General features: G+C 61.4%; 21 protein-coding genes. 5 read left to right on the top strand and 16 right to left on the bottom strand.

The window, feature by feature from the left end; translation table 11 throughout:
* Window positions 1-74: 74 nt before the first annotated feature.
* From GR183_RS16865 to GR183_RS16855, 3 genes are all read right to left on the bottom strand, one after another.
* Entirely contained in the window at window positions 75-1,688 is a 1,614-nt protein-coding gene (locus GR183_RS16865) for a copper resistance CopC/CopD family protein (RefSeq protein ID WP_160776849.1), read from the bottom strand.
* A gap of 60 nt (window positions 1,689-1,748) precedes the next feature.
* Complete coding sequence (locus tag GR183_RS16860) at window positions 1,749-2,288, bottom strand: YcnI family copper-binding membrane protein (protein ID WP_160776848.1); 540 nt, start codon at window positions 2,286-2,288, stop codon at window positions 1,749-1,751.
* Window positions 2,289-2,541: 253 nt separating this feature from the next.
* Complete coding sequence (locus GR183_RS16855) at window positions 2,542-2,958, bottom strand: hypothetical protein (protein ID WP_160776847.1); 417 nt, start codon at window positions 2,956-2,958, stop codon at window positions 2,542-2,544.
* A 231-nt stretch (window positions 2,959-3,189) separates the two neighbouring features.
* Here GR183_RS16855 and GR183_RS16850 point away from each other — a divergent pair, with 231 nt between their 5' ends.
* From GR183_RS16850 to GR183_RS16835, 4 genes are all read left to right on the top strand, one after another.
* A complete protein-coding gene (locus GR183_RS16850; RefSeq protein ID WP_160776846.1) occupies window positions 3,190-4,008 on the top strand; it encodes a CE1 family esterase in 819 nt (272 codons plus the stop codon).
* Between the two features lie 154 nt (window positions 4,009-4,162).
* Entirely contained in the window at window positions 4,163-4,654 is a 492-nt protein-coding gene (locus tag GR183_RS16845) for a hypothetical protein (RefSeq protein WP_160776845.1), read from the top strand.
* Between the two features lie 73 nt (window positions 4,655-4,727).
* Window positions 4,728-5,969, top strand: a complete 1,242-nt coding sequence (locus GR183_RS16840; RefSeq protein ID WP_160776844.1) for a CaiB/BaiF CoA transferase family protein — start codon at window positions 4,728-4,730, stop codon at window positions 5,967-5,969.
* Window positions 5,966-7,594 carry a thiamine pyrophosphate-binding protein gene (locus GR183_RS16835; RefSeq protein WP_160776843.1) on the top strand — a complete coding sequence of 543 codons (1,629 nt, stop codon included), beginning with the start codon at window positions 5,966-5,968 and terminating at the stop codon, window positions 7,592-7,594. Before GR183_RS16840 ends, GR183_RS16835 begins: the two co-directional genes overlap by 4 nt.
* A 280-nt stretch (window positions 7,595-7,874) precedes the next feature.
* Here GR183_RS16835 and GR183_RS16830 read toward each other — a convergent pair whose 3' ends face one another.
* From GR183_RS16830 to GR183_RS16780, 12 genes are all read right to left on the bottom strand, one after another.
* The gene (locus GR183_RS16830) at window positions 7,875-8,960 is read right to left on the bottom strand and encodes an ABC transporter ATP-binding protein (RefSeq protein ID WP_160776842.1); all 1,086 of its coding nucleotides are present in this window, start codon (window positions 8,958-8,960) and stop codon (window positions 7,875-7,877) included.
* A 17-nt stretch (window positions 8,961-8,977) separates the two neighbouring features.
* On the bottom strand, window positions 8,978-10,255 hold the full coding sequence (locus GR183_RS16825; protein WP_160776841.1) for an MGH1-like glycoside hydrolase domain-containing protein: 1,278 nt from the start codon (window positions 10,253-10,255) through the stop codon (window positions 8,978-8,980).
* Window positions 10,256-10,287: 32 nt separating this feature from the next.
* A complete protein-coding gene (locus GR183_RS16820) occupies window positions 10,288-11,517 on the bottom strand; it encodes a carbohydrate ABC transporter permease (protein WP_160776840.1) in 1,230 nt (409 codons plus the stop codon).
* Window positions 11,514-12,761, bottom strand: coding sequence for a carbohydrate ABC transporter permease (locus GR183_RS16815; RefSeq protein ID WP_202396165.1), 1,248 nt, complete (start codon window positions 12,759-12,761; stop codon window positions 11,514-11,516). The genes GR183_RS16820 and GR183_RS16815 overlap by 4 nt, the downstream gene beginning before the upstream one ends.
* Before the next feature lie 139 nt (window positions 12,762-12,900).
* Window positions 12,901-14,253 (bottom strand): ABC transporter substrate-binding protein, encoded by a 1,353-nt coding sequence (locus GR183_RS16810; RefSeq protein ID WP_160776838.1) that lies wholly within the window; start codon window positions 14,251-14,253, stop codon window positions 12,901-12,903.
* 35 nt (window positions 14,254-14,288) lie between these two features.
* Complete coding sequence (locus GR183_RS16805; RefSeq protein WP_160776837.1) at window positions 14,289-15,353, bottom strand: LacI family DNA-binding transcriptional regulator; 1,065 nt, start codon at window positions 15,351-15,353, stop codon at window positions 14,289-14,291.
* Between the two features lie 145 nt (window positions 15,354-15,498).
* Window positions 15,499-16,491 carry a glycosyltransferase family protein gene (locus tag GR183_RS16800; RefSeq protein WP_160776836.1) on the bottom strand — a complete coding sequence of 331 codons (993 nt, stop codon included), beginning with the start codon at window positions 16,489-16,491 and terminating at the stop codon, window positions 15,499-15,501.
* 17 nt (window positions 16,492-16,508) lie between these two features.
* Window positions 16,509-16,649, bottom strand: coding sequence for a hypothetical protein (locus GR183_RS21700; protein WP_202396164.1), 141 nt, complete (start codon window positions 16,647-16,649; stop codon window positions 16,509-16,511).
* Complete coding sequence (cydB, locus tag GR183_RS16795) at window positions 16,646-17,653, bottom strand: cytochrome d ubiquinol oxidase subunit II (RefSeq protein WP_160776835.1); 1,008 nt, start codon at window positions 17,651-17,653, stop codon at window positions 16,646-16,648. The genes GR183_RS21700 and cydB overlap by 4 nt, the downstream gene beginning before the upstream one ends.
* A 5-nt stretch (window positions 17,654-17,658) precedes the next feature.
* Complete coding sequence (locus tag GR183_RS16790) at window positions 17,659-19,074, bottom strand: cytochrome ubiquinol oxidase subunit I (RefSeq protein ID WP_160776834.1); 1,416 nt, start codon at window positions 19,072-19,074, stop codon at window positions 17,659-17,661.
* 74 nt (window positions 19,075-19,148) lie between these two features.
* Window positions 19,149-20,105 carry an iron exporter MbfA gene (mbfA, locus tag GR183_RS16785; protein ID WP_160776833.1) on the bottom strand — a complete coding sequence of 319 codons (957 nt, stop codon included), beginning with the start codon at window positions 20,103-20,105 and terminating at the stop codon, window positions 19,149-19,151.
* Between the two features lie 138 nt (window positions 20,106-20,243).
* Window positions 20,244-21,065: a potassium channel family protein gene (locus GR183_RS16780; RefSeq protein WP_160776832.1), complete on the bottom strand. Its 822-nt coding sequence runs from the start codon at window positions 21,063-21,065 to the stop codon at window positions 20,244-20,246.
* A 198-nt stretch (window positions 21,066-21,263) separates the two neighbouring features.
* On the opposite strand from GR183_RS16780, the gene GR183_RS16775 reads away from it, so the two are divergent.
* Window positions 21,264-21,575 carry a hypothetical protein gene (locus GR183_RS16775; protein ID WP_160776831.1) on the top strand — a complete coding sequence of 104 codons (312 nt, stop codon included), beginning with the start codon at window positions 21,264-21,266 and terminating at the stop codon, window positions 21,573-21,575.
* 22 nt (window positions 21,576-21,597) lie between these two features.
* Here the strand turns inward: GR183_RS16775 and GR183_RS16770 are convergent, their stop codons facing one another.
* On the bottom strand, window positions 21,598-22,653 hold the full coding sequence (locus tag GR183_RS16770) for a dipeptidase (RefSeq protein WP_160776830.1): 1,056 nt from the start codon (window positions 22,651-22,653) through the stop codon (window positions 21,598-21,600).
* Between the last annotated feature and the right edge of the window lie 71 nt (window positions 22,654-22,724).

Genomic DNA, 22,724 nt, shown 5'->3' with positions numbered 1-22,724 from the left:
TTTTCACACCCGGCCCGGGCGCTCGGGACGGGCGAGAGAGGGCCCGGCCAATTGCGATAATCCTGTCTGACGGATCAGGGCCTGATTTCCAGCACACCTTCGAGCCGCAGTTCCTTGAAATCGTTGATCAGCACTTCGATCTGAACGTCCCACGGTCCGGAAACGGTGAGTGGCAGGGGTTCGGCGAACCAAAGCCCGCCTTCGCCTCGCGTCGCGGCAATCCTGATCGGCTCCACCCCGCGCGCCGCCTGCGAGAACGAGACGGTCACTTCCCTGGCGGTCAGCGCCTCGGCGTTGCCGGCAAAGAGGTCCAGGATTGCCCGGTTTTCCCCGCGTCGTCCCGGCAATGCGGTGATATTGCCGAAGCCTTCGTCCTGATGGATGTGGACGCTTGCGCCTGCCCTGTCGGCAGCCATGATCGCGCGCGGCGGCGGCGTCAGGCGGAAGGAGGAGGCGGCGATCAGGATTGCGAGCGCCAGCAGCAGCTCGACGCGGATCGACGCTGCAAGGCGTCTTGCGCCGCTGCCTTCTCCCCTTGCGATGTCCGGGGTCAGCACCAGCCGGTTGATGCCGGCAAGCCCGACGAGGGCGAGAAAAGCGGCGATCTTCAGTGTGAGGATCAGTCCATAGTCGGTCGTGTCGAGATATTCGGGCGCGCCGACCTGAACGGCGGAAATGGCGATGCCTGTGCCGAACAGGAATGCGACCGCCGGAATGGCGATGAGCGAGAACCGCGACAGAAGCCGGTCGATATGCTCCGGCTGCGTCCTGGCGATCGCCAGAAGCCCCGGCAATGAGCCGAGCCAATAGAGGAAGGCCGCTGCGTGAATGGCGATTGCCGGTCGCATCAGCGCCTGAGGGTCGGCCGTGGCCGCATGGCCGGATGCGGCAAATGATGCGGCCGCAATGAGCCAGGCGAGCAATCCGGCGAACAAACCGAAGCCTGAAGAACCGCTGCCAAGCGCTGTGATCGCGAGAAGCGATGCCGCGAATGCAAGCCCCGCCGTCGGCGCGAAGGGCGAGCCGAAGCCGGCGATATATGGCGCTGCGGAGAAAAGGCCGGCGGCGGTTCCGCCGGTCAGGTCAAGCCCCTGAAGGCCGATGTTGAGCGGAATCGCAAGGGCGGCGAGCACGGCGCCTGACAGGGCAAGCTTCCTCGGCCAGACCGGCATTTCCATACCGCGTACGACGAGGGAAAAAAAGGCCGCGCCTCCCGCGCCCAGCGTCAGGGCAAGCGTGAGGACGAACCGCCCGATTGCCGCAAGCCGGGCGGGGGTATTGGCCGGGGATGTCCGGGCCTCGGGCGCGGTCGTTGCCTCGCCGAGCGAAAAGGCGAAGGAGCCCGCCACCACATGCCCGTCGATGGAGGTGACGCGGTAGCTGATAAGATGCGTGCCGCGCTCGAGGGCGTCAGGAACCGGGACGACCAGGTCGTTCTTGTCGGACCGGGCGTCGGATACGGCTTGCTCGCTGCCGTCCGGCGTGAACCATTTGATGCTGGCTGGAGAAACCGGCTCGTTGAAGGTCAGGCGCAGTTCGCCGGGCCGTTCGTTGACAATTTCACTTGCCGATGGCGTGGAGGTCAAAAGTTGCGAATGCGCAATGGTATCGCTCGCGAAGAGAGACACGCAAATCAGTGCGGCGACAATCAGGCCGGTCCATTGCGAAAGCGAGCGCGGAAAAATCATTGAAATACCCTCAAGGACGCTTGCAGAGGCGCCCCGGCTGAAATCCGGGGCGCCTCAAGATCAATGGCCTTTTTTCTTTTCGATAAGCTTTACCCCCGGCGCGGGGGACTCCAGTTCGTGCGGATCCTGGCCCTCGGCCGGAATCTGGATCCAGCGTTCCGCGCCGTTTGCGCATTCCTGGACGACGGGAATATGGAAGGTCGTGCCCGCCTGAAGGTCGGAAGCAAGCGTGCCGCGAAGCACGAATTCGTCGTAGTGATCGTCAGGCAGTTCGTTGCCGGACCAGATCACCTCCTTCACGCCTTTCTTGTGCTCGTGGCCGTAGAGCGTGTAGGCCTTCTCGTAAGCGCCGCGCACGGTCTCAAGCTTCCAGCCGGCCTTCGGCTGCGGCTTGACGTTGACGTAGCCTTCCGGCACCTGGACGCGCAGCGTATGGGTCGCCTCGCCCTCGCAGCCGTGGCCGACGCGTACGATCGCCTTGTAGGTCGAGCCGACGGCGGCTTCCTGCACTTCCAGCGTGGCATGGGCCAAGGCAGCGGTCGGGGCGGCAAGCATGCTCGCGCCGAGTGTGGCGGCTATGATCGTCTTGATGGTCTTCATCGGTTGGTCTCTCTGTGTCTAGGGTCCAGACCCTAAGTTTTCTTTTGTGGTTTTCGGTCGCGGAAAGCCGGGCTTTGCCCTTGTCTTCCATCCCCCGCGCGCAACCGCCGCCGGGGTCCGCACGGCGCGATGCCGGCTCCTCCCACTGCGCGCAATGGACGGTGCGTTTACGGAAACCCGAAGAGGGGGAATTGCGGGATCCGGCAGGCGGCAGCGGTCATTCACCCGCGTGACGCATGAATCCGGATCGATTTCAGGATGTGAAGGGCGGCGCGCGCGCTCCGGCGCCACCAGCGTGGCGCGATGCCGGTACTTGCGAGCGGACAATCGTGATCCGCTCCGCGCGCTCGGCGGCGGGCAGCGGAAGAACCGGCGGAGCGGGTGCCGCGATCTGGCCGGAATTGACGAGGCAGGCTTCGCAGATGATCTGGCGGTGGCGGTGTTCTTCGCTTTCGCCGGGTCGTTGGTCTTCGCGATCCTCGGTGATCGTCACGCAGATGATCGGCAGCGTGCCGTCCGGCAGCCGGTATTCTTCCAGCTCGTTTGCGAATGCATAATCCTCGCCGCCATCCGCGAAAACCGGCTGGTGCAGGAAGCCCATCACCATCATCACCGTCGCGTAGGCCGCAACGACGATCATGCGGAGCGTCATGTGACGCAAACGATCCATGCAATTTTGCTGCCCCGCTTTAATGTGCGGCGCAAATGAATTTTTCGCGAAATGCTGCCGAAAGCGTTGCGCTTAACAAGGTTTTGATAAATGTGCGATGCGACGTGAAGCTGCCGGGCCACTCACCGAGGCTTGATCGCGCCGCGCTTGCCGATCCGTGCGCAGGCGCCATTCTTGGCCGAACGAAAATCGGGTTTGGCAAGCAGGTGTTTGATGTTGCGGATCGCACGAATGTTGATGGGTCTGGCTGTGTTTACAGGCCTGGCCGCGGCTTCACTCGGCTGGAGTGGCGCCGCACACGCTTTCGCCTGTGGCGTCGATACGCCCTGCAAGGTGGATGGCGGCGAATACCGCGTGCGTTTTCCGTCAGGCTGGGACGGCGTGACGCCGATAGGCGCTATCTTCTTCGTTCACGGCTGGCGCGGGTCTGCGAGGTCGGAAATGCGCAGCAAGGGCTGGGCGCGCATGGCGGACGATCTCAACGTCGCCTTCGTCGCGCCGGAGGGTAACGGAACATGGAGCTACCCCGGCTCGCCGACGCAGACGCGCGACGAGTTCGCCTATTTCGAGAACGTCGTGAAGGACTTGACGACGCGCTTTGCCGTGCGGGCGGACCGCCTCATGGCCTCGGGCTTTTCCATGGGCGGGTCGATGGTGTGGAACCTTGCCTGTTATCGCAGTCGCCTTTTCGCCGGCTTCGCACCGGTTGCGGGGGCATTCTGGAACCCGGTCCCGGAGGCCTGTCCGTCCCCGCCGCCGATCCTTTTTCATGTTCATGGCACCTCGGATCGTACGGTGCCGATTGGCGGCCGCCCCATTGGCGGCATCTGGGGTCAGTCCAACGTCGCGGAAAGCCTTGCCGTCTGGCAGAAGGAAGAGCATCTGCCTCTCGTCTTCCCCACCGTGGCCCCTGCGGAAGGCATCGCCTGCCAGCGTCAGGAAACGGACAGTGCGTTGCTTGAGGTCTGCCTTCATGACGGCGGCCACAGCGTGCGCGGCGAGTGGATCAGGCGCGCATGGAAGGAGCTTTCGGAGCGAAAAGGCTGGTAGGTCATTTTTCACGAAAACGCGCGCAAGCATCACGAACGCGCGAGAGATATCGAATATTACGTAACGGCACTTTGTGTTGAGCGGAGCGAAAGGCGGGCGCATCTTCCTGGCGCTGTCACCTTTTACCGGTGGCAAACGACAGGAGTGCCCGATCATGAACGCACTGGAAATCAATCAAAGGACATTGAGCCTCGCCTTCCCACCCTTGACGCTTGCCACCCTGCTGACGGCCGTTGGCGCGGGCATTTTGGCAGACGGAACGTGGGAGTTCTGGGCGCGGGTCATCACGCCGCTGTGGGTCGGCGGTCCGCTTCAGCCGGCAGCCCTCGTTCAATCCGTGTTCGGCTTTCAAAGCTGGCCTCTCGCGGAATTGATCCACCTCGTCGTCGGCGTTGTGTTTTACCCGCTGGGTTATCTCTTTATCGCAAAGCCCATTGCGGACCGTTTCCTGCCGTTCCTGCCGTGGTATCTGGTCGCGCTCGGTTACGGTGTTGGTCTTTGGGTCTTCGCGCTTTACATCATGGCGCATGTCTTCGCCGGCCTGCCGCCCTTCCTGGGCTTCGTGCCTCTCGCATGGGCGTCGCTGATCGGGCATATGGCCTTCGGATTTATCACCGGTCTCGTCGTCAGGCTCAGGATGGGGTGAGATCGACTGGAGCAGGAGCTGAACGGGAAAAGTGACGACGGATCGAAGTCGGGATGAGGCCGGAGGCGGGCGGATGGGTCCGCTTTCCGGCGTTGTGGTGCTGGACCTGTCGCGCATTCTCGCCGGGCCGACGGCAACCCAGCTTCTGGGCGACCTTGGCGCGACGGTTATCAAGATCGAGCGGCCCGGCAAGGGCGACGATACGCGCGGCTGGGGGCCGCCCTTCCTGAAGGACCGTGAAGGCCGCGAGACGCGCGAAAGCGCCTATTACATGAGCGCGAACCGCAACAAGCGCTCGCTTGCCGTCGATATCGCGTCGGAGGGCGGTCAGGCGCTCATCCGCAAGCTCGCCGAAAAAGCCGACATCCTGATCGAGAATTTCAAGGTGGGCGACCTGAAGCGCCGCGGGCTCGATTACGAGAGCCTGAAGGCGCTCAACCCGCGGCTCATCTATTGCTCGATCTCGGGTTTCGGCCAGAGCGGGCCATATGCCGCGCGCGCCGGTTATGATTTCCTCATTCAGGGCATGGGCGGCATCATGTCGCTGACCGGCAGGCCCGACGAGGAAGGCGGAGAGCCGACCAAGGCAGGTGTTGGCATCGCCGATGTCATGTGCGGCATGTATGCCTCCAATGCCATTCTCGCGGCCCTTCATCACCGGCATGTCAGCGGGAAGGGGCAATATATCGACGTTGCGCTTCTCGATACGCAGGTCGCCTGGCTCATCAATCAGGGTGTCGCATATCTCACCGACGGCGAGGTGCCGCCCCGGCGCGGCAATGCGCATCCCACCATCGTTCCCTATAACGCCTATCGGGCGAGCGACCGTTCCTTCATCATCGCGGTTGGCAATGACGCCCAGTTCGTCCGTTTTTGCGAGGTCGCGGGCGAGCCCGCGCTTGCCGAGGATCCGCGTTTTTCCAAAAACGCCGACCGGGTTCGAAACCGAAAGGAACTGGAACCGATTGTCGAACGCCTGACCGCGAAACAACCAGCGGACTGGTGGATCGCCGAACTTGAAAAGGCGGGCGTTCCCTGCGGGCCGATCAACGATCTTGAGCAGGTCTTTTCCGACGAACAGATCCTCCATCGCGGCATGCGCATTACCCTGCCGCATGAAACAAGCGGCAGCGGTTCGGTGGATCTCATCGGCAATCCGATCAAGATGAGCGAAACACCGGTTACCTATCGCGCCGCTCCGCCGCGGCTCGGGCAGGACACCGCGCATGTGCTGTCGCGATTTCTCGAAATGAGCGATGAAGAGATCGCGGACCTGAAAGCAAAGAACATCATCGATACCGGAGACGACGCATGACCACGGGTGCCGATCTGATCGCGGCCAAGCTTTATTCGGCAGGCTGCCGCCACGCCTTCGGCATTCCGGGCGGCGAGGTTCTCGCGGTCATGGATGCGCTGGAGCGCGCCGGTCTCGCCTTTCATCTCGTCAAGCATGAGAACTCCGGCGGCTTCATGGCCGAAGGTGTCTGGCATGCCGAGGCGCGGGCGGGAAAGAACGCGCCCGGCGTGCTTCTCGCAACGCTCGGTCCAGGCGTCGCCAATGCGGTCAATGTCGTCGCCAACGCCTGGCAGGACCGGGTGCCGCTGATTTTCCTCACCGGCTGTGTGGACGCCGCGGAAGCTGAAACCTACACCCATCAGGTTTTCGACCATCAGCAACTCCTTCGCCCTGTCGTGAAGGCAAGTTTCCGGGCGAACCTTGGCGCCATCGACAGGATGATGGAAAAGGCGATCACGATCGCGCTGGAAGGACAGCCCGGTCCGGTCCATATCGATGTGCCGATCGGCGTTGCCGAAGGGACGACCGATGAGCCATCAAAGGATTTCTCGCTCCCCGGTTCCGGAACCTTTTTCACCCCTTTTGGAATTGAGCTCGACGCCGCGCGGGCGTTGTTCGAAACCGCGCGAAAGCCCGTCGCGATCGCTGGCGTGGATGCCGTAAATGAAGATGCGGGCGAGGAGATATCCGCGTTCTGCCGCCGCTTCAACGTGCCGCTGATAACCAGCTACAAGGCGAAGGGGCTGCTTGACGAGGCCGATCCGCTCGCCCTTGGCGGTGCGGGCTTGAGCCCCAAGGCCGACAAGCATTTGCTGCCGCTTTTGCAGGAGAGCGACTGTATCCTGCTTCTCGGCTACGACCCGATCGAGATGCGGATAAACTGGCGGGACCCATGGCCTGAAGGCGCGCCGGTCATCGAGATATCCCCGGTCGTGCGAACCCACGGCATGCATTCCGTCCGCCATACCGTGATTGGCGGTCTCGCGCCGGCGCTTTCCGCGCTTTCGCAGGGGATAAACCCGGGTGAGACATGGCCGGATGGCGAGCCGCAAGCGGCGCGCGAGAAGCTGAAATCCGATTTTCCGCCCGAGGCGGAAGGCTGGGGCCCGGCTGCGGTTTTCCACGCGCTTCGCGAGGTCTTGCCGGCGGAAACGGTGGCAACGGCCGACAGTGGTGCCCATCGTATCCTCGTCTCGCAAATCTGGGAAACGGGCGTTTCGCGCGGCATGCTTCAGTCTTCGGCCCTTTGCACAATGGCCTGCGCGCTTCCCCTTGGTATGGGGCATAAGCTTGCGGACAAGGACCGCCCGGTGGTGGTCTTCGTCGGCGACGCCGGCCTCGAAATGGGGCTAGGGGAGTTGGCGACGCTACGTGATTTGGGGCTGCCGGTGATCGTCTGCGTCCTTGTTGACGAAAGTCTTGCCCTCATCGAACTCAAGCAGCGCAACACCCAGCGCCCGAACCTCGGCGTCGACTTCGGCGGGACGGATTTCCCTGCGTTGGCAAGGGTTTACGGAGGTCATGGCGTGTGGATCGATGATGTCGAATCCCTGAAGCGGGAAGCGAAAGAAGCCTTGTCGTGCGATACCTTCACGGTCCTTGCCTGCCGCATCGGCCGTCGCGCTTATAACGGAAAAATCTGACAAAACAATATCTTAAAGCACAAGAGGGCCGCAAAAATGCGGCCCTCCGTGAGACAGGTCGAAACCTGGTGCCCGGATTATATCCCGGCGGAAACCTTTCGCGCCAAAGGCTGCTCCAACACAAAGGAGTCCCGCCCAGACAACAGGTCCGATCCTGAAAACTCACTCGACATTGGATCACCTCCTTTCAGGTTGTTGCAGATAAACCCAAGTGTAGTGCGAAAGTGGCGTATGGAAAAGGGTAATCTTTTCAGCCTCTTCCGTAACCTGACTTCTCCGGTCAGGAATTCCGGCGAATTGCCTTCCCGTCTGCATCGAAGAAATGAAGGTGATCGGTCAGGAATTTCAGCCCGATCCGTTCACCCGGTCGGTGAACCATCGTGCCCGGTGTCCTTACCATTACGGTATCCTGCCCCTCGATTGCAACGTAAAGGAAGGTATCCGCGCCGAGGTATTCGACCACTTCGACTGTACCTGCGCAGTTTGGGCCTTCAGCGTCCGGGGATGTAACGTCGATATGCTCGGGCCGGATACCGAGTGTCGTGGCTTTGCGGGAATGCCCTGTGTGTGGATATTCGCCTGCAGCCTTGGCGTTGTTATCTGAAGAAAGAACGAATTCAGATTCGGACACCGAAATCGGCAGAATATTCATCTTGGGCGAGCCAATAAACTGGGCGACGAACAGATTATCCGGACGTTCGTAAAGCTCACGGGGGCTGCCCGCCTGTTCGATCCGGCCCGATTGCAGCACGACAATCTTGTCGGCAAGCGTCATCGCCTCCACCTGATCGTGCGTCACATAGATCATCGTCGTGCCGAGGCGGGTGTGGAGCCGGGCGATTTCAAGCCGCATTTCCACCCGAAGGGCGGCATCGAGGTTCGAGAGCGGTTCGTCGAACAGGAAGCCTTTCGGCTCGCGCACGATCGCGCGGCCAATGGCGACACGCTGGCGCTGTCCGCCGGAAAGCGCCTTCGGGCGGCGGTCGAGATAGTCGCCGAGCTTCAGGATGTCGGCGGCCTCTGCGACCTTCTTCTCGATGTCCGCCTTGGCCATGCCGGCTGTTTTCAGCGGAAAGCCGACGTTCTCGCGTACCGACATATGCGGATAAAGCGCATAGGACTGAAAAACCATCGATAGCCCGCGGCCCGACGGCGGACGGGCGGTAACATCCTCTCCGTCGATCAAAATCCTGCCGCGGCTGGCCTCCTCCAGGCCGGCGATCATGCGAAGGAGCGTCGATTTCCCGCAGCCGGACGGACCGACGAAGATGGCGAATTCGCCGTCGGCAATGTCAAGATCGACACCCTTGATAACCTGCAGGTCGCCGAACCATTTCTCGACCGATTCCAGCCGGATCGCACCCATGAAACAGCTCCGTTACATCAGCCTTGAGGGATTTCGTGCCGCGCGAAGAAAAGCCAGACGGCGGCCGTCCAGGAGAATGCCCCGCCGCCCGCACCCGCCCCGGTCACGGGCGAATAGTATTCGGCGAATCCGCTGGTTTCGATCAGCCGCGCGGTATCGGCGCGTATGCGTTCGGCGCGCGCGAAATCGCCAGCCTCAAGAAGGCCCCGCCCGATCATGGAATTGACGACGGCCCAAACCGGCCCGCGCCAATAGCGCAGGTGCTCGAACCGGCTGTCCTCAGGGTCCCATGAGGGCATGAGATAGGTGGCTTTTTCCGCTATCCGGTCGAACTGCCGGGCAAGGGCTGCGTTCGTGCGCTCATCCGCTATCCCGGCATAGACGGAAAGAAACGATGCGCTCGAAATTCCGTCCATGAGCTTGTTCTTGCGCAGGTCACGGCTGACGAAGCCTTCCACTTCATCGCTCCACAAGTGCCTGATAGCGCCGGTTTCCGCCCGTTCGATCCACTCCCCGATCTCTTGCGCCGCTTCGTCTTCCCCGAAGGCTTGCGCAAGGGCGAGCAGGTCCCGGTCGGCCCTCAGCAGGATGAACGTCATGCCCGGATCTGCGACGAAGAAAGGGCAGTCGCGCGCAACGCGCGCCGCGTCCCAGCCGCAGGAGCGGCCGAAGTCGACAATGGCGAGATAGCGATCGTAGTCGGCTTTCAAGGGCCTCATGGAAGGGTCGACGTGGGAGGTGTCCTTGCGCACGTAGGGCTTGATGTTGGACGTATCCACGGCCTGCATCGGACCGTCCCAGTCGGGCGTGTTGTCGCGCCCGCTTTCCCAAGGGTGAATGACGGCGACGACACCGAGGCCGTCCGGATCGCGGTAGCGGTGAAACCAGCGATGCCAGGCAAGGATCTTCGGGAAAAGCGCGCGTGCGCGTGCTTCTCCGGCTTCCCGGTCGGCCTCGTAGATGTCGCGAACGACCGTGGCAACGACCGGTGGCTGCGAATGGCCGGACGTCGGCAACGCCTGCTTCGTGCCCCAGACGGAGGGGCCGGGAAAATAGCTCGGGTCGTCCTTGCGGAAGACGATATGCGGGACCATGCCATCGTCCCATTGCCCTTCGAAAAGGGTCTCGATTTCTGTCCATGCGCGATCCGGATCGAAGGTCTGAAACCCGCGTGCAACGAACGCCGAATCCCAGTTCCACTGGTAAGGGTAGAGTCCCCTGGTCGGGATCGTGTAGCCGCCAAGATCGTTTTCTTTCAGGATCGAACGCGCTTGCGTATCTAGATTTCCGGGCATTTCTTGCTGTTCCATGGTCATTAGTTCGCCGCTTAACCTTTCACGCTTCCCGCCGTCAGGCCCTGTACCAGGAAGCGCTCGAACCAGAGGAAGATCACCAGCACCGGCACGGTTGCGACCACAGCGCCCGCCATCAGGTGCTGGCGCGGTACTTCCGAGGAATTGAGGGAGACGATCCCGCGCGAGAGCGTGAAGATCGCCGGATCGTCGAGGAACATGTAGGCGAAGAGGAATTCGTTCCACGCGATCATGAAGACGTAGAGCGAAACGGAGGCGAGCGCCGGGAGTGAAAGCGGAAGCGTGATCTTCAAGATGACGCCAAGGCGCGTCAGCCCGTCCATGAGGCCGGCTTCCTCAAGCTCTGCAGGGAGCCCCCTGAAATAGCCCTGCAGCATGTAGAGCGCGACCGGGATCGTCGTTGCCGGATAGACGATCAGAAGGCCTGTGAGGCTGTTCCTCAGCCCAAGTTGTGAGAAAACCGCGTAAAGCGGGATTACGAGCACGATCGCCGGCACCATGTAGATCAGGAGCACCGAGCGGGCGAGGAAATCCCGCCCCTTGAAACGCAGCCGCGAGACGGCATAGGCGCCCGGCACGGAGAACGATAGCGTGATCAACACCGTTCCGACCGATACGATTGCCGAAACGAGCAGGTATCTTCCGAAATTGAACTGCGTGAAAAGCTCCACGTAGGAGCGGAAAAGGCTGTCCACGCCTTGCGAGAGGTCGATGGAGAGATCGAGCGGGTTTGCGAGCAGCGCCTGCTGGCTCTTCAGGCTCGTCATCACCATGACGTAGAAGGGCAGGGCGACGATGATCGTGAAGACGGCAAAGCCGATCCCTTTCGTCGCGCGGATGAAGACAAGCTCGCTCTGATAACGATTGATCGGCCCGCGCGGGATGTCTGCGAGGCAGCGCTCGCTTGCGAAGGCGACACTCGCCACGAAGAGGACGAGGGCGAACAATTGCCAGAGCGGGTTCCGGTCGAGCGGCAGGCCGAATGGCGACATGAATGTGAAAAGCCCCAGCGTGAGCAAAACCGCCAAGCCCGCGATCAACTTGCGGGTTCGCGTGCGGTTTTCCGCTTTTGCCGTGACGAGCACCAGTGCTCCGACGATCCCAGCTAACGCGGCTGCGCCTGCCGGCGGTGCCGATACCGTGCCGGTGACGAGGGTGAAGAGAACGCCGGTGACGACGATGAAAAGCGCTCCCCACAGCGCGCCGATGAGGATGGCGGCCGCATAGCCGGTGCGGATGCTCATAGCCCTTCCTCCTTCGGCGAAAAGCGGATGAATAGCGTTGCGAATGTGACGAGAAGCACAAAGACGACGACGGCGACGGCGGCGCCCGCGCCGAGGTTGGAGAGCGCGAAGCCCTGCTCGTAAACGTCGACGGTGAGCGTGCGCGTGCCGGCGGCACCGCCTGTGAGCAGGAAGATGTCGTCGAACTTGTTGAAGGTCCAGATGAAGCGCAGCAGGAAGAGGATGGAGAGAATGCCGACAAGCTGCGGCAGGGAGATGTACCAGAACTGCTGCAGCGGCGTTGCTCCGTCCATTTCGGCCGCCTCGTAAAGATCGCTCGAAAGCGATTGCATGCGTGCCAGGATGAAGAGGAACGACAAGGGGAAATACCGCCAGGCTTCGAATGCGATCACCGTCGAAAGCGCCAGGGGAAACTCGAAGGTAAGGCCGAAGAGCGTGATGGGGATCGACCGTGCGCCGAAGAAGTTGATCGGCTCGCCAACCACGCCCATGCGGGTCAGTAGCGCGTTGAGCATTCCCGAGAACGGGTCGAACAGCACAACCCAGGTGAAGGCGACCGCGATGACGGGCGCCACGTAGGGGAAGAGGAACAACCCGCGAAGGAAGCCCCGGCCCTTGAAACTCTCGTTCATGAGCTGAGCGGCAAAAAGACCGAGCACAAGCGCGCCGCCCGTGCCGAAGACGGTGTAATAGATCGTGACCCTGAGGACCGACCAGAATTCCGCACCGCTGAAGACGCGGCGAAAATTCTCAAGCGTGAATTCGAAGCTCGTCAGGATGTTGTCGGCTTCACCCGAGGTTTCTGCCGGATAGGCGTCGAGCGGATCGTCAAGCTTTAGAAACTCCGCATCGACGGTGCCTTCCAGCCGGACGTTTTCACGCCAGCGGGGTGGAATGGTGCCGAATTTACAAGCAATTTCGCCGCTGTTCAGGCTGCAGCTTTCGGGTGCCCCGGCGGGTGTGAAGCCTGGCGGAAGTGTGGCTGCAAGCTGCGCACTGCGGATTTCCTCGTCCTGGGAGGAGTTTCGCAACCGGTACTCGATCGTTGCTTGATCGCCCGGCTCTTTCGGTCGTCCCCGCAGGCGCTCGTTGACGAGGATCGCGGGCGGGCGAAGATCGGCTAGGCCCACCGGTTTCACGCTGATCCAGAAATTCGCGACGAGCGGGAACAGCACGATCGCGAGGACGATCAGAAACGTCGGCGCGAGCATGGCCCAGGCAAGGCGCGCTTCGCGCCGCTGCATGGGGCCACTGCCTTTCGGTGGGCGCGGTTCCGTCAATCCGTTTGCCGGTGACATGGTTCTTCGCAAGCCGTTGCCGGGTGGAGACGATTTGGTGAAATGCGCTCCGCCTGGCCGGATTTCCAGGCGGAGCGTCTTGCGATTACTGGATCTTCGCCAGTTCCTCGTTCAGGCGAGCGACCGTTTGCGCCGCATCGCGCTGATCGTCGATATATTCGCGAACGAGGCGGTTGATCACTTGCGAGTTGACCATCTTCGAGGCGAGCGAAAGCTGCCCTTCGTTCACGCCCCAGCGGTTCGCCTTTTCAAGCCCGCCAACGATCTCGGCGATGGTTTCCTCGCCATAAAGATCGGTGAGAGGCGCCTTGCGGTCCACGCCGACGGGAAGCTCCGCCCAGCCCTTGACGAATTTCTGCGGATCGCTCGCGTCGCCGCGCCGCACCGGGAACTTGCCTTCCGGAGCGATCGACAGCGTGGAAAGATAGCCCTCGTCCATCGAGAACTTGACGAAGTCTATCGCGGCATCGGTATCGGCATCGTTGGTGATGCCGAAATAGCGAATGTCGGCCCAGGCAGCGCCATCCGGGTTGGATGGGCCGGAGAACCGTGTCACGACGTCCGTCTTCGAAGCCAGCTCCTTGGAGGTCGGATCGTCGTTGATCGTCGGCGGCGCACTGTCGCGCAGGCCCGCCAGTTCGTCCAGGATGAAGGGCGACCAGATGATCATCGCCGCTTTGCCGGCAAAATAAAGCTCGCGCGACTGTTTCCAGTAAAGCTCGCCCGGAGGCGAGGCCTTGGCGATTGCCTTGTAGAATTCCAGCGCCTCGATCGTCTTCTTCTCATCGAGCGGCTTGAAGCCGTTTTCATCGACCGGAGAAACGCCATTCGCAAGGAAGACGTGCTCAAGCACCTGGCTCATGAAGTTCTCGTCGATCTTCGTCGCGGCGACGAAGGCGTACATCTCCGGCGGGGTGTGCAGCGCCTCCACCGCCTTGAGGATCGCCCCATAGCTCGTCGGCGCTTCAAGACCCTTCTCGTCGAAAAGGTCCTTGCGGTAGACGATCATCTGCGTCCATCCGTCGACGGGGACGGCGGCGTGGCCGCCTTCGTAAGACGCCATGGCAAGCGCGCCGGGCGCGAATGTCGCCGTGTCGAGCGCTTCGAGCACTTCGTTGGAAGCGTCGGTGTCGAGAATGCCCGCTTCCGCCCAGGGCAGGACGTATTGCAACGTGTGATAGATCACATCCGGCAGGTCGCCGGCGGCAAAGGCGGCGGTCGCGCGCGTGCCGAGCTCGGTTTCGGTCACCGGGATGACGTCCACCTCGATGCCGGTCTTCTCCTTGAATGCGGCTGCCAACTCTTCCTGTTTGGCAAGGCGCTCGGGCTGCTCTTCGGTGGTCCAGAAGCGCAGCGTTTCGGCCGTGGCGGGGCTCATGAAGCCAATGGCCAGAATGGCGGCCGCGGCTGTCGTCGTCAGTAATTTCTTCCCCAGCATCGCTTGTCTCCTCCTTGATGTTGCGGGGTGTCTGTTTATCGAGCCAGGCTCTCCTTGAGCTCTTTCGGCGTTTTTTCCGGCGGGCCGTCGGATGCCCGTTTGACGAGATCGGCCCGGACAAGTTCCTGGCGTTCCAGGGGATCGACGCCCTCGATCACGTCGATCAGCATTTGTGCCGCGCGCGCTCCGGCTGCATGTGCGGACTGCGAAAACGTGGTGAGCGGCGGGTCGATATAGGCGCCGACGGGAAGGCCGTCGTAGCCGATGACGGTGACGTCCCGACCGATTGCAAGACCGAGCGCGCGCAGCGCCTCTATCGCCCCGATCGCCAGGGTATCGGTCACGCAGACGAGCGCCGTCGGCGGTTCATCGAGATGAACGAGCGTGCGCGCGGCTTCGGCGCCGCTCATTTCGTTCAACTCGCAAGCGATTTCCAGCGCCGGATCGTGCGCGATGCCGGCTTCGGCCAGGCCTCTGCGATATCCGGCCTTTCGCTGAATGGCGAAATTCATCCGCACGGGGCCGCCGAGGAAGCCGATGCGCCTGTGTCCGAGCGCCACGACATGGCGGACGGCATCGAGAAAGGCGCGCTCGTTGTCGACGTCATACCAGGCAAAGTCCGTTTCCTTCGTGCGCCCATGGGCGACGAACGGAAAACCGCGCTGGAGAAGAAGCCCGATACGCGGATCGTCGCCCTGCGTGCGGGTTACGATGAAGCCGTCGACCTTGCGCGAACGTATCAGCCGGTCGTGTACGGTCACGGCATGCTCATCGGAATGCGCGGTGGTGACGAGGAGATCACGATCGGAAAGGTCGAGCGCCTGGGCGATCCCGTCGAGGAATTCGGAAAGAAAGGGGTCCGCGTGCTCACCCTGTCCCGCCGGCAGCACGATACCGAGAGTGTCGACGCGCCCGCGCTTCAGTTTTCTTGCGGCAGCAGAAGGCTGGTATTCAAGGCGCTCGACGGCCTGGAGAATACGATCGCGCGTCTCGGCCGATGTGTCGCCGTAATTGTTGAGGACGCGCGACACCGTGCCCTTGGCGACGCCGGCAAGGCGGGCCACATCCTCGATCGTCACGCTTCCCTTCGTTCTCGGCATAATGCGCGTCGGCCGCCCGAAAGCGGCTCCTCCCTGCGGCGCCTGTCGAATTGCATTTTGTTGGTTTTATCATCGCAAAACCGGTTTTAGTCGTCAATAAAAACGGTTTTGGATTGATATTTTCATCCGATCGCCGAGAGCGAAACTAAAGAGACCGCAGGAAATTCGCCAAAGAGGCGCTATTTTCCGCCCACTCGTATGCGGAAAGGTCGGGCTTGGATTGCCGGGTGAAGTCACGGATTTTCCGCACGAAGTTTTTCAGGTCTTCCTTGTCCAGTTCGCCTTCATAAAGCGTGACCCAATCACTCCCGACGTCGGCTTGCAGTTCCGCGAAGACACCGGCATTCGGGGCAAGGATCGGCCGGTTTCTTGAAAGCGCGAAGATTGCGGCACCGCTGTTGGTGATCGCGGAATAGGGAAGGACGACGCCGTTGCTGGCGTCGAGATGCGCTTCAAGATCGTGCTGCGGCAGCAGGACGTCGCGTATATCGAGCGTTATGTCGGGCCTGCCGGCGGATAGCTTTTCGATTTTCGAGACATAGGCCGCGTCCCGGCGCAAACCGGCGATCGTGAGTGTTGCGCCATCGTCGCCGAGACCGACCAGACATTCGATCAACCGGTCGACATTCTTGTAAGGGCGCAACTGGCCGAAATTCAAAAGGCGGATGCGTCCTCCATTCGGTATTGCCGCAGGCCTGGTTTCCATGCTGTCCAGATAGTGCCCGTGCCGGATGGTGTGCAGTTTCGCCCTTGTGCCAGGATAGGCTGTTTCGAACTCTTCGCGCGATGCGCTGGAGAGGAATACGATGCCGTCGAGCCTGCTCAAGAAGTTCTGCGCTGCCTTGTTGTCGATATCGCCGCCGTCATGGGGGCGTATATTGTGTGCGACCCAGACGAATTTCGTTGCGAAAACGAACTTCATGAAGCGCAGCATCGCCATGCGAAAACGGGATTCGAGCGTTGGCCGGGCAAAAAAATATTCCGGCCAGTGCAATATGACGTAATCCGCCCCGGCAAAGGGAGAAAGCTCCCAGTTGAAGTCCTTCAACTTGAAGCCGCAATTCGCGAGCGAATGACTGAACAGGTCCACGAACGCATTGTCCCGAGACGTGTTCGGGCGCATGGCGATGACTTGCATGGAATGCGGATCTCCAGTCACTGAAGAAGCAGGAACCTGATCGAATAGGACAGGGCCGTTATCGCGGCGACACCTGCCAGCCAGAGTCCGAAGAACCAGAGCCAGCGCTTCCAGGCCGGCCCGGTCTCAATCGTGCGTGGGGCGTCAGTGTCCTTCAATGATACCCCTCTCCCGGACGTACTTTCCCGCGGAAGACCCAATAGGCGTACGCGGTGTAGCCAAGGATGACCGGCAGGAGTACGACCGCGCCGACGAGCAGGAACTTCTGGCTGTCCTCAGGCGCCGCCGCCTGCCAGATCGTCACGCTGCGCGGCACGATATAGGGGTAAAGGCCGATGGCGAGGCCGACGTAGGACAGCAGAAACAGGACGAGTGCCGCCAGGAAAGGAATGCCGTCGCGTGTTCCCCTCAAACTCGTGAACATGAGGGCCGCGGCGGCCACCACCAGCACCGGCACGGGCAGTGTGTAGAGCGAGGAGGGATAGGAGAACCATCGCGTGAATATTTCTGGATCGAGAAACGGCGTCCAGATGCTGACGATGCCGATGAAGACGAGAAGCGCGAGGCCGACATTGCGCGCGATCGCCCTGAAATGCTGCTGTGACGGCCCTTCCGTCTTCCAGATCAGCCATGTCGCGCCGAGAAGCGCGTATCCGGAAACAAGCGCCAGCCCGGTCATGACGGAAAAAGGCGAAAGCCAGTCGAACCAGCCGCCGGCATAGGTGCGGCCCTCCACCGGAACGCCTTGAACGACGGCACCCAGCGCAACGCCTTGCGCGAAGGCGGCGACGAAGGAGCCGAGGAAAAAGGCGGCGTCCCAGCGATGTCTCGACCGGTCGGACGACTTGAAGCGGAATTCGAAAACGACCCCACGAAAGATCAGGCCCATCAGCATGGCGATGATCGGCGCGTAAAGTGCCGGCATCAGGATCGAATAGGCCAGCGGAAAGACGGCGAACAGCCCGCCGCCACCAAGGATCAGCCAGGTCTCATTGCCGTCCCAGACGGGGGCGATGCTGTTCATCATGAGCGTGCGTTCGCTTTCCGTGCGTCCGGCTGGAAAGAGAATGCCGACGCCCAGGTCGAAGCCATCGAGAACCACATAGGCGAAGATCGCGACGGCAATCAGGATGGCCCAGATGAGGGGAAGATCGAGTGCCATTGCATTTACTCCGCTGGCGCGCCGGAAGTGCCCGGCTTGTCTTGCGAAAGGGCGGCTGCCGGGGTGATGCCGGCGGTGCGGATCGGATGCCCCTCTTCGGGGCCGGTTCCCTGGTCGGGAGAAATGCCCATCGAGCGCAGGATGTAGAGAATGCCTATGCCGAAGATGATGCAATAGACGAGGATGAAGACGGCCAGCGACGTTCCGACGGCGGGTGCGTCGACCGGCGAAACGCTGTCTTGCGTGCGCAGCAGGCCGTAGACGGTGAAGGGCTGACGTCCGACCTCTGTCGTGAACCATCCGGCAAGCACGGCAACGAAGCCGGAGGGGCCCATGAGAAGCGCGAAACGGTGCAGGACGGGGCTGTCGTAGAGCGCGCCGGTCCACCGCTTCCAGAGGCTGAAGAAACCGAGTGCGATCATCAGGATGCCGAGGCCCACCATGATCCGGAAGGTGAAGAACACGATTGTGGCGTTCGGCCAGTCCTCGCGCGGAAAATCCTTCAGGCCCGGCACTTTGCCGTTGAGCGAATGGGTGAGGATGAGGCTGCCGAGATCGGGAATCTCGACCTTGTAGAGCGTTTCGGCCTTTTCCATGTCCGGAATGCCGAACAGAAGCAGGGGCGCGCGTGTCTGGCTTTCGAAATGTCCCTCGATCGCGGCGATTTTCGCCGGCTGATGCGCCAGGGTGTTGAGGCCGTGCATGTCGCCGGCGAAAGCCTGGATGGGCGCGACGATCGCCGCCATCCACATCGCCATGGAAAACATGACGCGTGCGGCTTCGTTCGTCCGGTCGCGCAGAAGATGCCAGGCGCCGACCGCGCCGACCACGAAGGCCGTCGTCAGATATGCGGCAAGCATCATGTGGGCGAAGCGGTAGGGGAAGGACGGGTTGAAGATGATCTTGAACCAGTCATCGGGCACGAATTGCCCGGCTTCGTTGATGGTGTAGCCGGCGGGCGTGTGCATCCAGCTGTTGGCGGAAAGGATCCAGAAGCCGGAAAGCGCGGTCCCGAAGGCGACCAGCGCGGTTGCGGAAAAATGCAGGCGTGGACCCACCTTGTTCATGCCGAAAAGCATGATGCCCAGGAAGCCGGCTTCCAGGAAAAATGCGGTCAGCACTTCGTAGCCTATGACCGGGCCGAGCACAGGGCCCGTCTTGTCGGAAAAGACCGACCAGTTGGTGCCGAACTGGTAGGTCATGACAAGGCCGGAGACGACGCCCATGCCGAAGGCGACGGCGAAGATCTTCAGCCAATAGCGGAAAAGCCTCAGATAGACTTGCCTGCCGGTCAGAAGCCATAAACCCTCGAGCACGGCAAGATAACTGGCAAGGCCGATTGAGAAGGCGGGAAAGATGATGTGAAAGGAAACGGTGAAGGCGAATTGCGCCCGTGCGAGGTCAAGAGCCAATTCGTCCATCGCAACACCCTACCTTTCACGCATCCTCGTCGATCACGTCGAAACGAGCCCCGTAATGGGCTGATGACGCATCGTCATGAAGAACCTATGAAAACACCGGTGGCGAGTACGAGCAAGCCGCCGAGCACCACCTGCACGATTGCGGAGTGAAACGGCGTCTCCATGTATTTCCAGCGGGTCCAGGCGATCGCGAACAATTCGAAGACGACCACGACGAGAGCGACCGTGGTCGCCGTCCAGAAATCTGTGATGAGATAGGGAAGGGTATGGCCGAGTCCTCCGACGGCGGTCATGACCCCGCAGACGAAGCCGCGCAGCCAGGGAGAGCCGCGTCCGGTGATCTCGCCGTCATCGGACAATGCCTCGGTCAGGCCCATGGATATGCCGGCGCCTATCGAGGCGGCAAGGCCGACGACGAAGGCATCCCATGAAGTTCCGGTGGCGAAGGCCGCAGCAAAAATCGGCGCGAGCGTCGAGACCGAACCGTCGATCAGGCCGGCAAGCCCAGGCTGGACGACCTGTAGCACGAACAGGCGGCGCGAGGTTTCCTTTTCCTCATCGTAGGCGGCGGATTCGACGACGCTTTTTTCAAGTTCGCCGGCGCGCGTTTCATGCCGGCGTTCAATTTCGGCCAGATCGCCGAGGAGTTTGCGCACATCCACGTCGCGGGCACGATCTGCTGCCTTCGCGTAGAATTGCGCCGCCTCGAACTCCATGATTTCGGCCTGACGGCGGGCGGCATCGATACGCAGGCCTTCCATGAGCCAGATCGGCCTGCGCTTCAGAAAACCACGGACGTCCTGGCGGGTGATATATGGCAGTTCCTCGCCAAACTTCCGTTTGTAGAGATCGAGGAGCAGATGGCGGTGACCGCGCTCTTCCTCGGCCATCTCGTCGAAAATCCTTGCCGACGCCGGGTAGTCGTCCCGCAGCCGGTTGGCAAAGGACTGGTAGATGCGCGAATCCTCTTCCTCGCTGGAGACGGCCAGTGCAAGGATCTCGGCTTCGCTCAATTCGTGAAATCGCTTCATGCCAACAACCGGTCGATAATGCAGAAGTGCGATTGCCCCGCTTTGGCTCGATGCTATCCCGGGGACGCTAAGTGCCTCTACGTTAAATTATCGGCTGCGACACTTTGCCGATCAACGGCTTAGGGTCTGGACGCTTGGCTAAATCCACTCGCCTTCGGTCTCGATGTGGATCGTGCGGCCGCAATGCTTGCAGTGGACGGCGTCGGGGTCGTGCCGGTTCAGGCCGCAATCGGGGCAAGTAAAGCGGATCTTTTGCGGGCGGAAGATCGTTTGCACGAGCCTGAGAAATAGAGCCACGCCGAATATCATGATGATGACGGCAAGCAACCTGCCGAAGCTGTCTGTGAGCGTGATATCGCCGAAGCCCGTGGTCGTCAGCGTAGTGACGGTGAAGTAAAGCGCGTCGAGATAGGTGTTGATCGCCTGATTCTGATGGCCCTCGGTGACGAAGACGACCGCGGTGACCACGAAGATGAAAACGAGCAGATTGACGCTCGACTGGATGATTTCCTCGTTGCGACGGAAATAGGCGGACGTTTTCCTCAACTCCTTGAGCAGATGGTAGGAGCGCAGGAGGCGAAGCATCCGGGCGACGCGAAGGAAGCCGAGGTTGTCTATGAAGGCGGATGCGAAGAGCGAAAGGACCACCACCAGATCCATGATCGCGGTGAATTCAAGCGCCGCCCTCCACGGACGGTTGGCGATGAGAAGGCGCGCCGCGTAGTCGAAAGCAAGTACGACCGCAATCGCGTAATCCACCACATGGTTGATCTCATGCGGCTCGAACATCGACGAGACGATGAAATAGCCGATCGTGACGAAGTCGAAGCCCAGGAGCGAAAAACGCCAGCGCCGTGCGGCGAGGCTGTCGCCATAGTAAAGGCCGCGCAGTGTTTTTCGCAGGCGCTGAACGGTATTCAGGTCTTGCGTTCGGTTTTTCGCTGAACGTCCTTTGTTCATGGCAAGACCAAAGCGGAGGCGGCGCGTTTCGTCAATTGTTTCTGCCGTTTGGTAAGGTCATTCAGGTGATGCGACTTCACGAATAACTGAAAATTCCGCGAATTAAGCTCTCATTTATATTTTTTGGATTCTCGCACGAATCGGAACAAGGTTGCGACTGCACGACATCGAGGCGCGAACCGGATTTCAGGCAGTATCATGGGCGGAAATACCGAAACGAAAGTACCGGCGTCCTATCCGATCCTCGATGACTCGGTTCGCTTTGCCGAGCAGCATGTCGGCGAAATCCTTCACACTCCGGGGTCCGGCGACGGGGAAAACTACCGCTTCATCGTTCGTGCCGCCGGTCGGTTCGGAAACGGCGCCAGAAGCAGCGGCATCACGGAGGTTACGGCACAAAGCCGCCGCGAGGCGGAGTTGAAGCGTCTCCAGGCGGTCGCCTTGCGGATTGCAGATTACCTGCAGGAGCGTATCGAGGCGGAATGCGCGGTATCGATCGCGGCTGAATGAAGCGGGCGGCCGCGCCTGCGCGTCAGATGCCGGCGCGTTCCAATACGGAAATCCAGTTCTTCCAGCAGATTTTCTCGATCAACTCTTCGCCGTAGCCGGCTTTGCGGAAAGCATCGACGAGGTTCGGAAGGCCGGTCACGTCCTTCATGGCGGCTGGAACAAGACATCCGTCGAAGTCCGAACCGAGCGCCACGCCATCCTCGCCGAGCCTGCCGATCAGGTGATCCATGTGGCGCACGAGCGTCTCCAGCGGCGTATCGGAGCGCATCGCCCCGTCCTCTCGCGTGAAGGCGACGTGGAAATTCAGCCCGGCGAGACCGCGCGTTTCGGCGATGGCATCAAGCTGCCTGTCGGTCAGATTGCGCGGCGAGGGGCATACCGCATGGGCGTTGGAGTGCGAAGCGACCAAGGGGGCGTCGCTCGCCTTCGCCACATCCCAGAAGCCTTTTTCGGTGATGTGGGAAAGGTCGATCTGTATCTTCAGCCTGTTGCATTCCTTCACCAGCGCCTTGCCGGCGTCCGTAAGCCCCGGTCCGGTGTCGGGCGATGCCGGAAACGCCATCGGCACGCCATGGCCGAAAATGTTCTTTCGGCTCCACACCGGGCCGAGCGAGCGCAGGCCCCGCCCGTGGAACGCCTCCAGTTCGGCAAGGTCTTCGCCAATAGCCTCCGCGCCTTCGATATGCAGCACCATGGCCAGCCGGCCCGCTTCCATCGCCTCGCGGATTTCCATGCTCGACCGGCAGATGGAAACCGCGTCGGGCGCCTTGTCGGCGATGCGTTCGGCCTGCCCGAACAGGCGGCTGGTGAATTCTCGCGCGAATTCATGGGAGATTTCGGCGAAATTGGCCTGATCGGCCGGATTGAACGCCGCTTCCCCGTTCCTTGCGATGCGCGAGGGAACGAACATGGCGAACAATCCGCCGGCAAACCCGCCTGTTCTCGCGCGCGGCAGGTCGATGTGATCGAAAGCCGCCTTTTCGAAGAAGGAGCGATCCTTCGCAGTGCCCTTTTGGAGTTCGAGCTTGAGCAATGTGTCGTTATGCCCGTCGAAAACGGGAACGGGGGCAGGTTGCATTCGGCACTCCGGGCTTGGTTGCGGCATGTTGAATCCGGAACGATTTCGTTTGACGAAAGCACGCCCGGCGC

The sequence above is a fragment of the Stappia sediminis genome, from assembly GCF_009826895.1.
Classification (GTDB): domain Bacteria; phylum Pseudomonadota; class Alphaproteobacteria; order Rhizobiales; family Stappiaceae; genus Hongsoonwoonella; species Hongsoonwoonella sediminis.
Note: the sequence above shows the minus strand (reverse complement) of the source record. Positions and strands in the feature narration are given on the sequence as shown.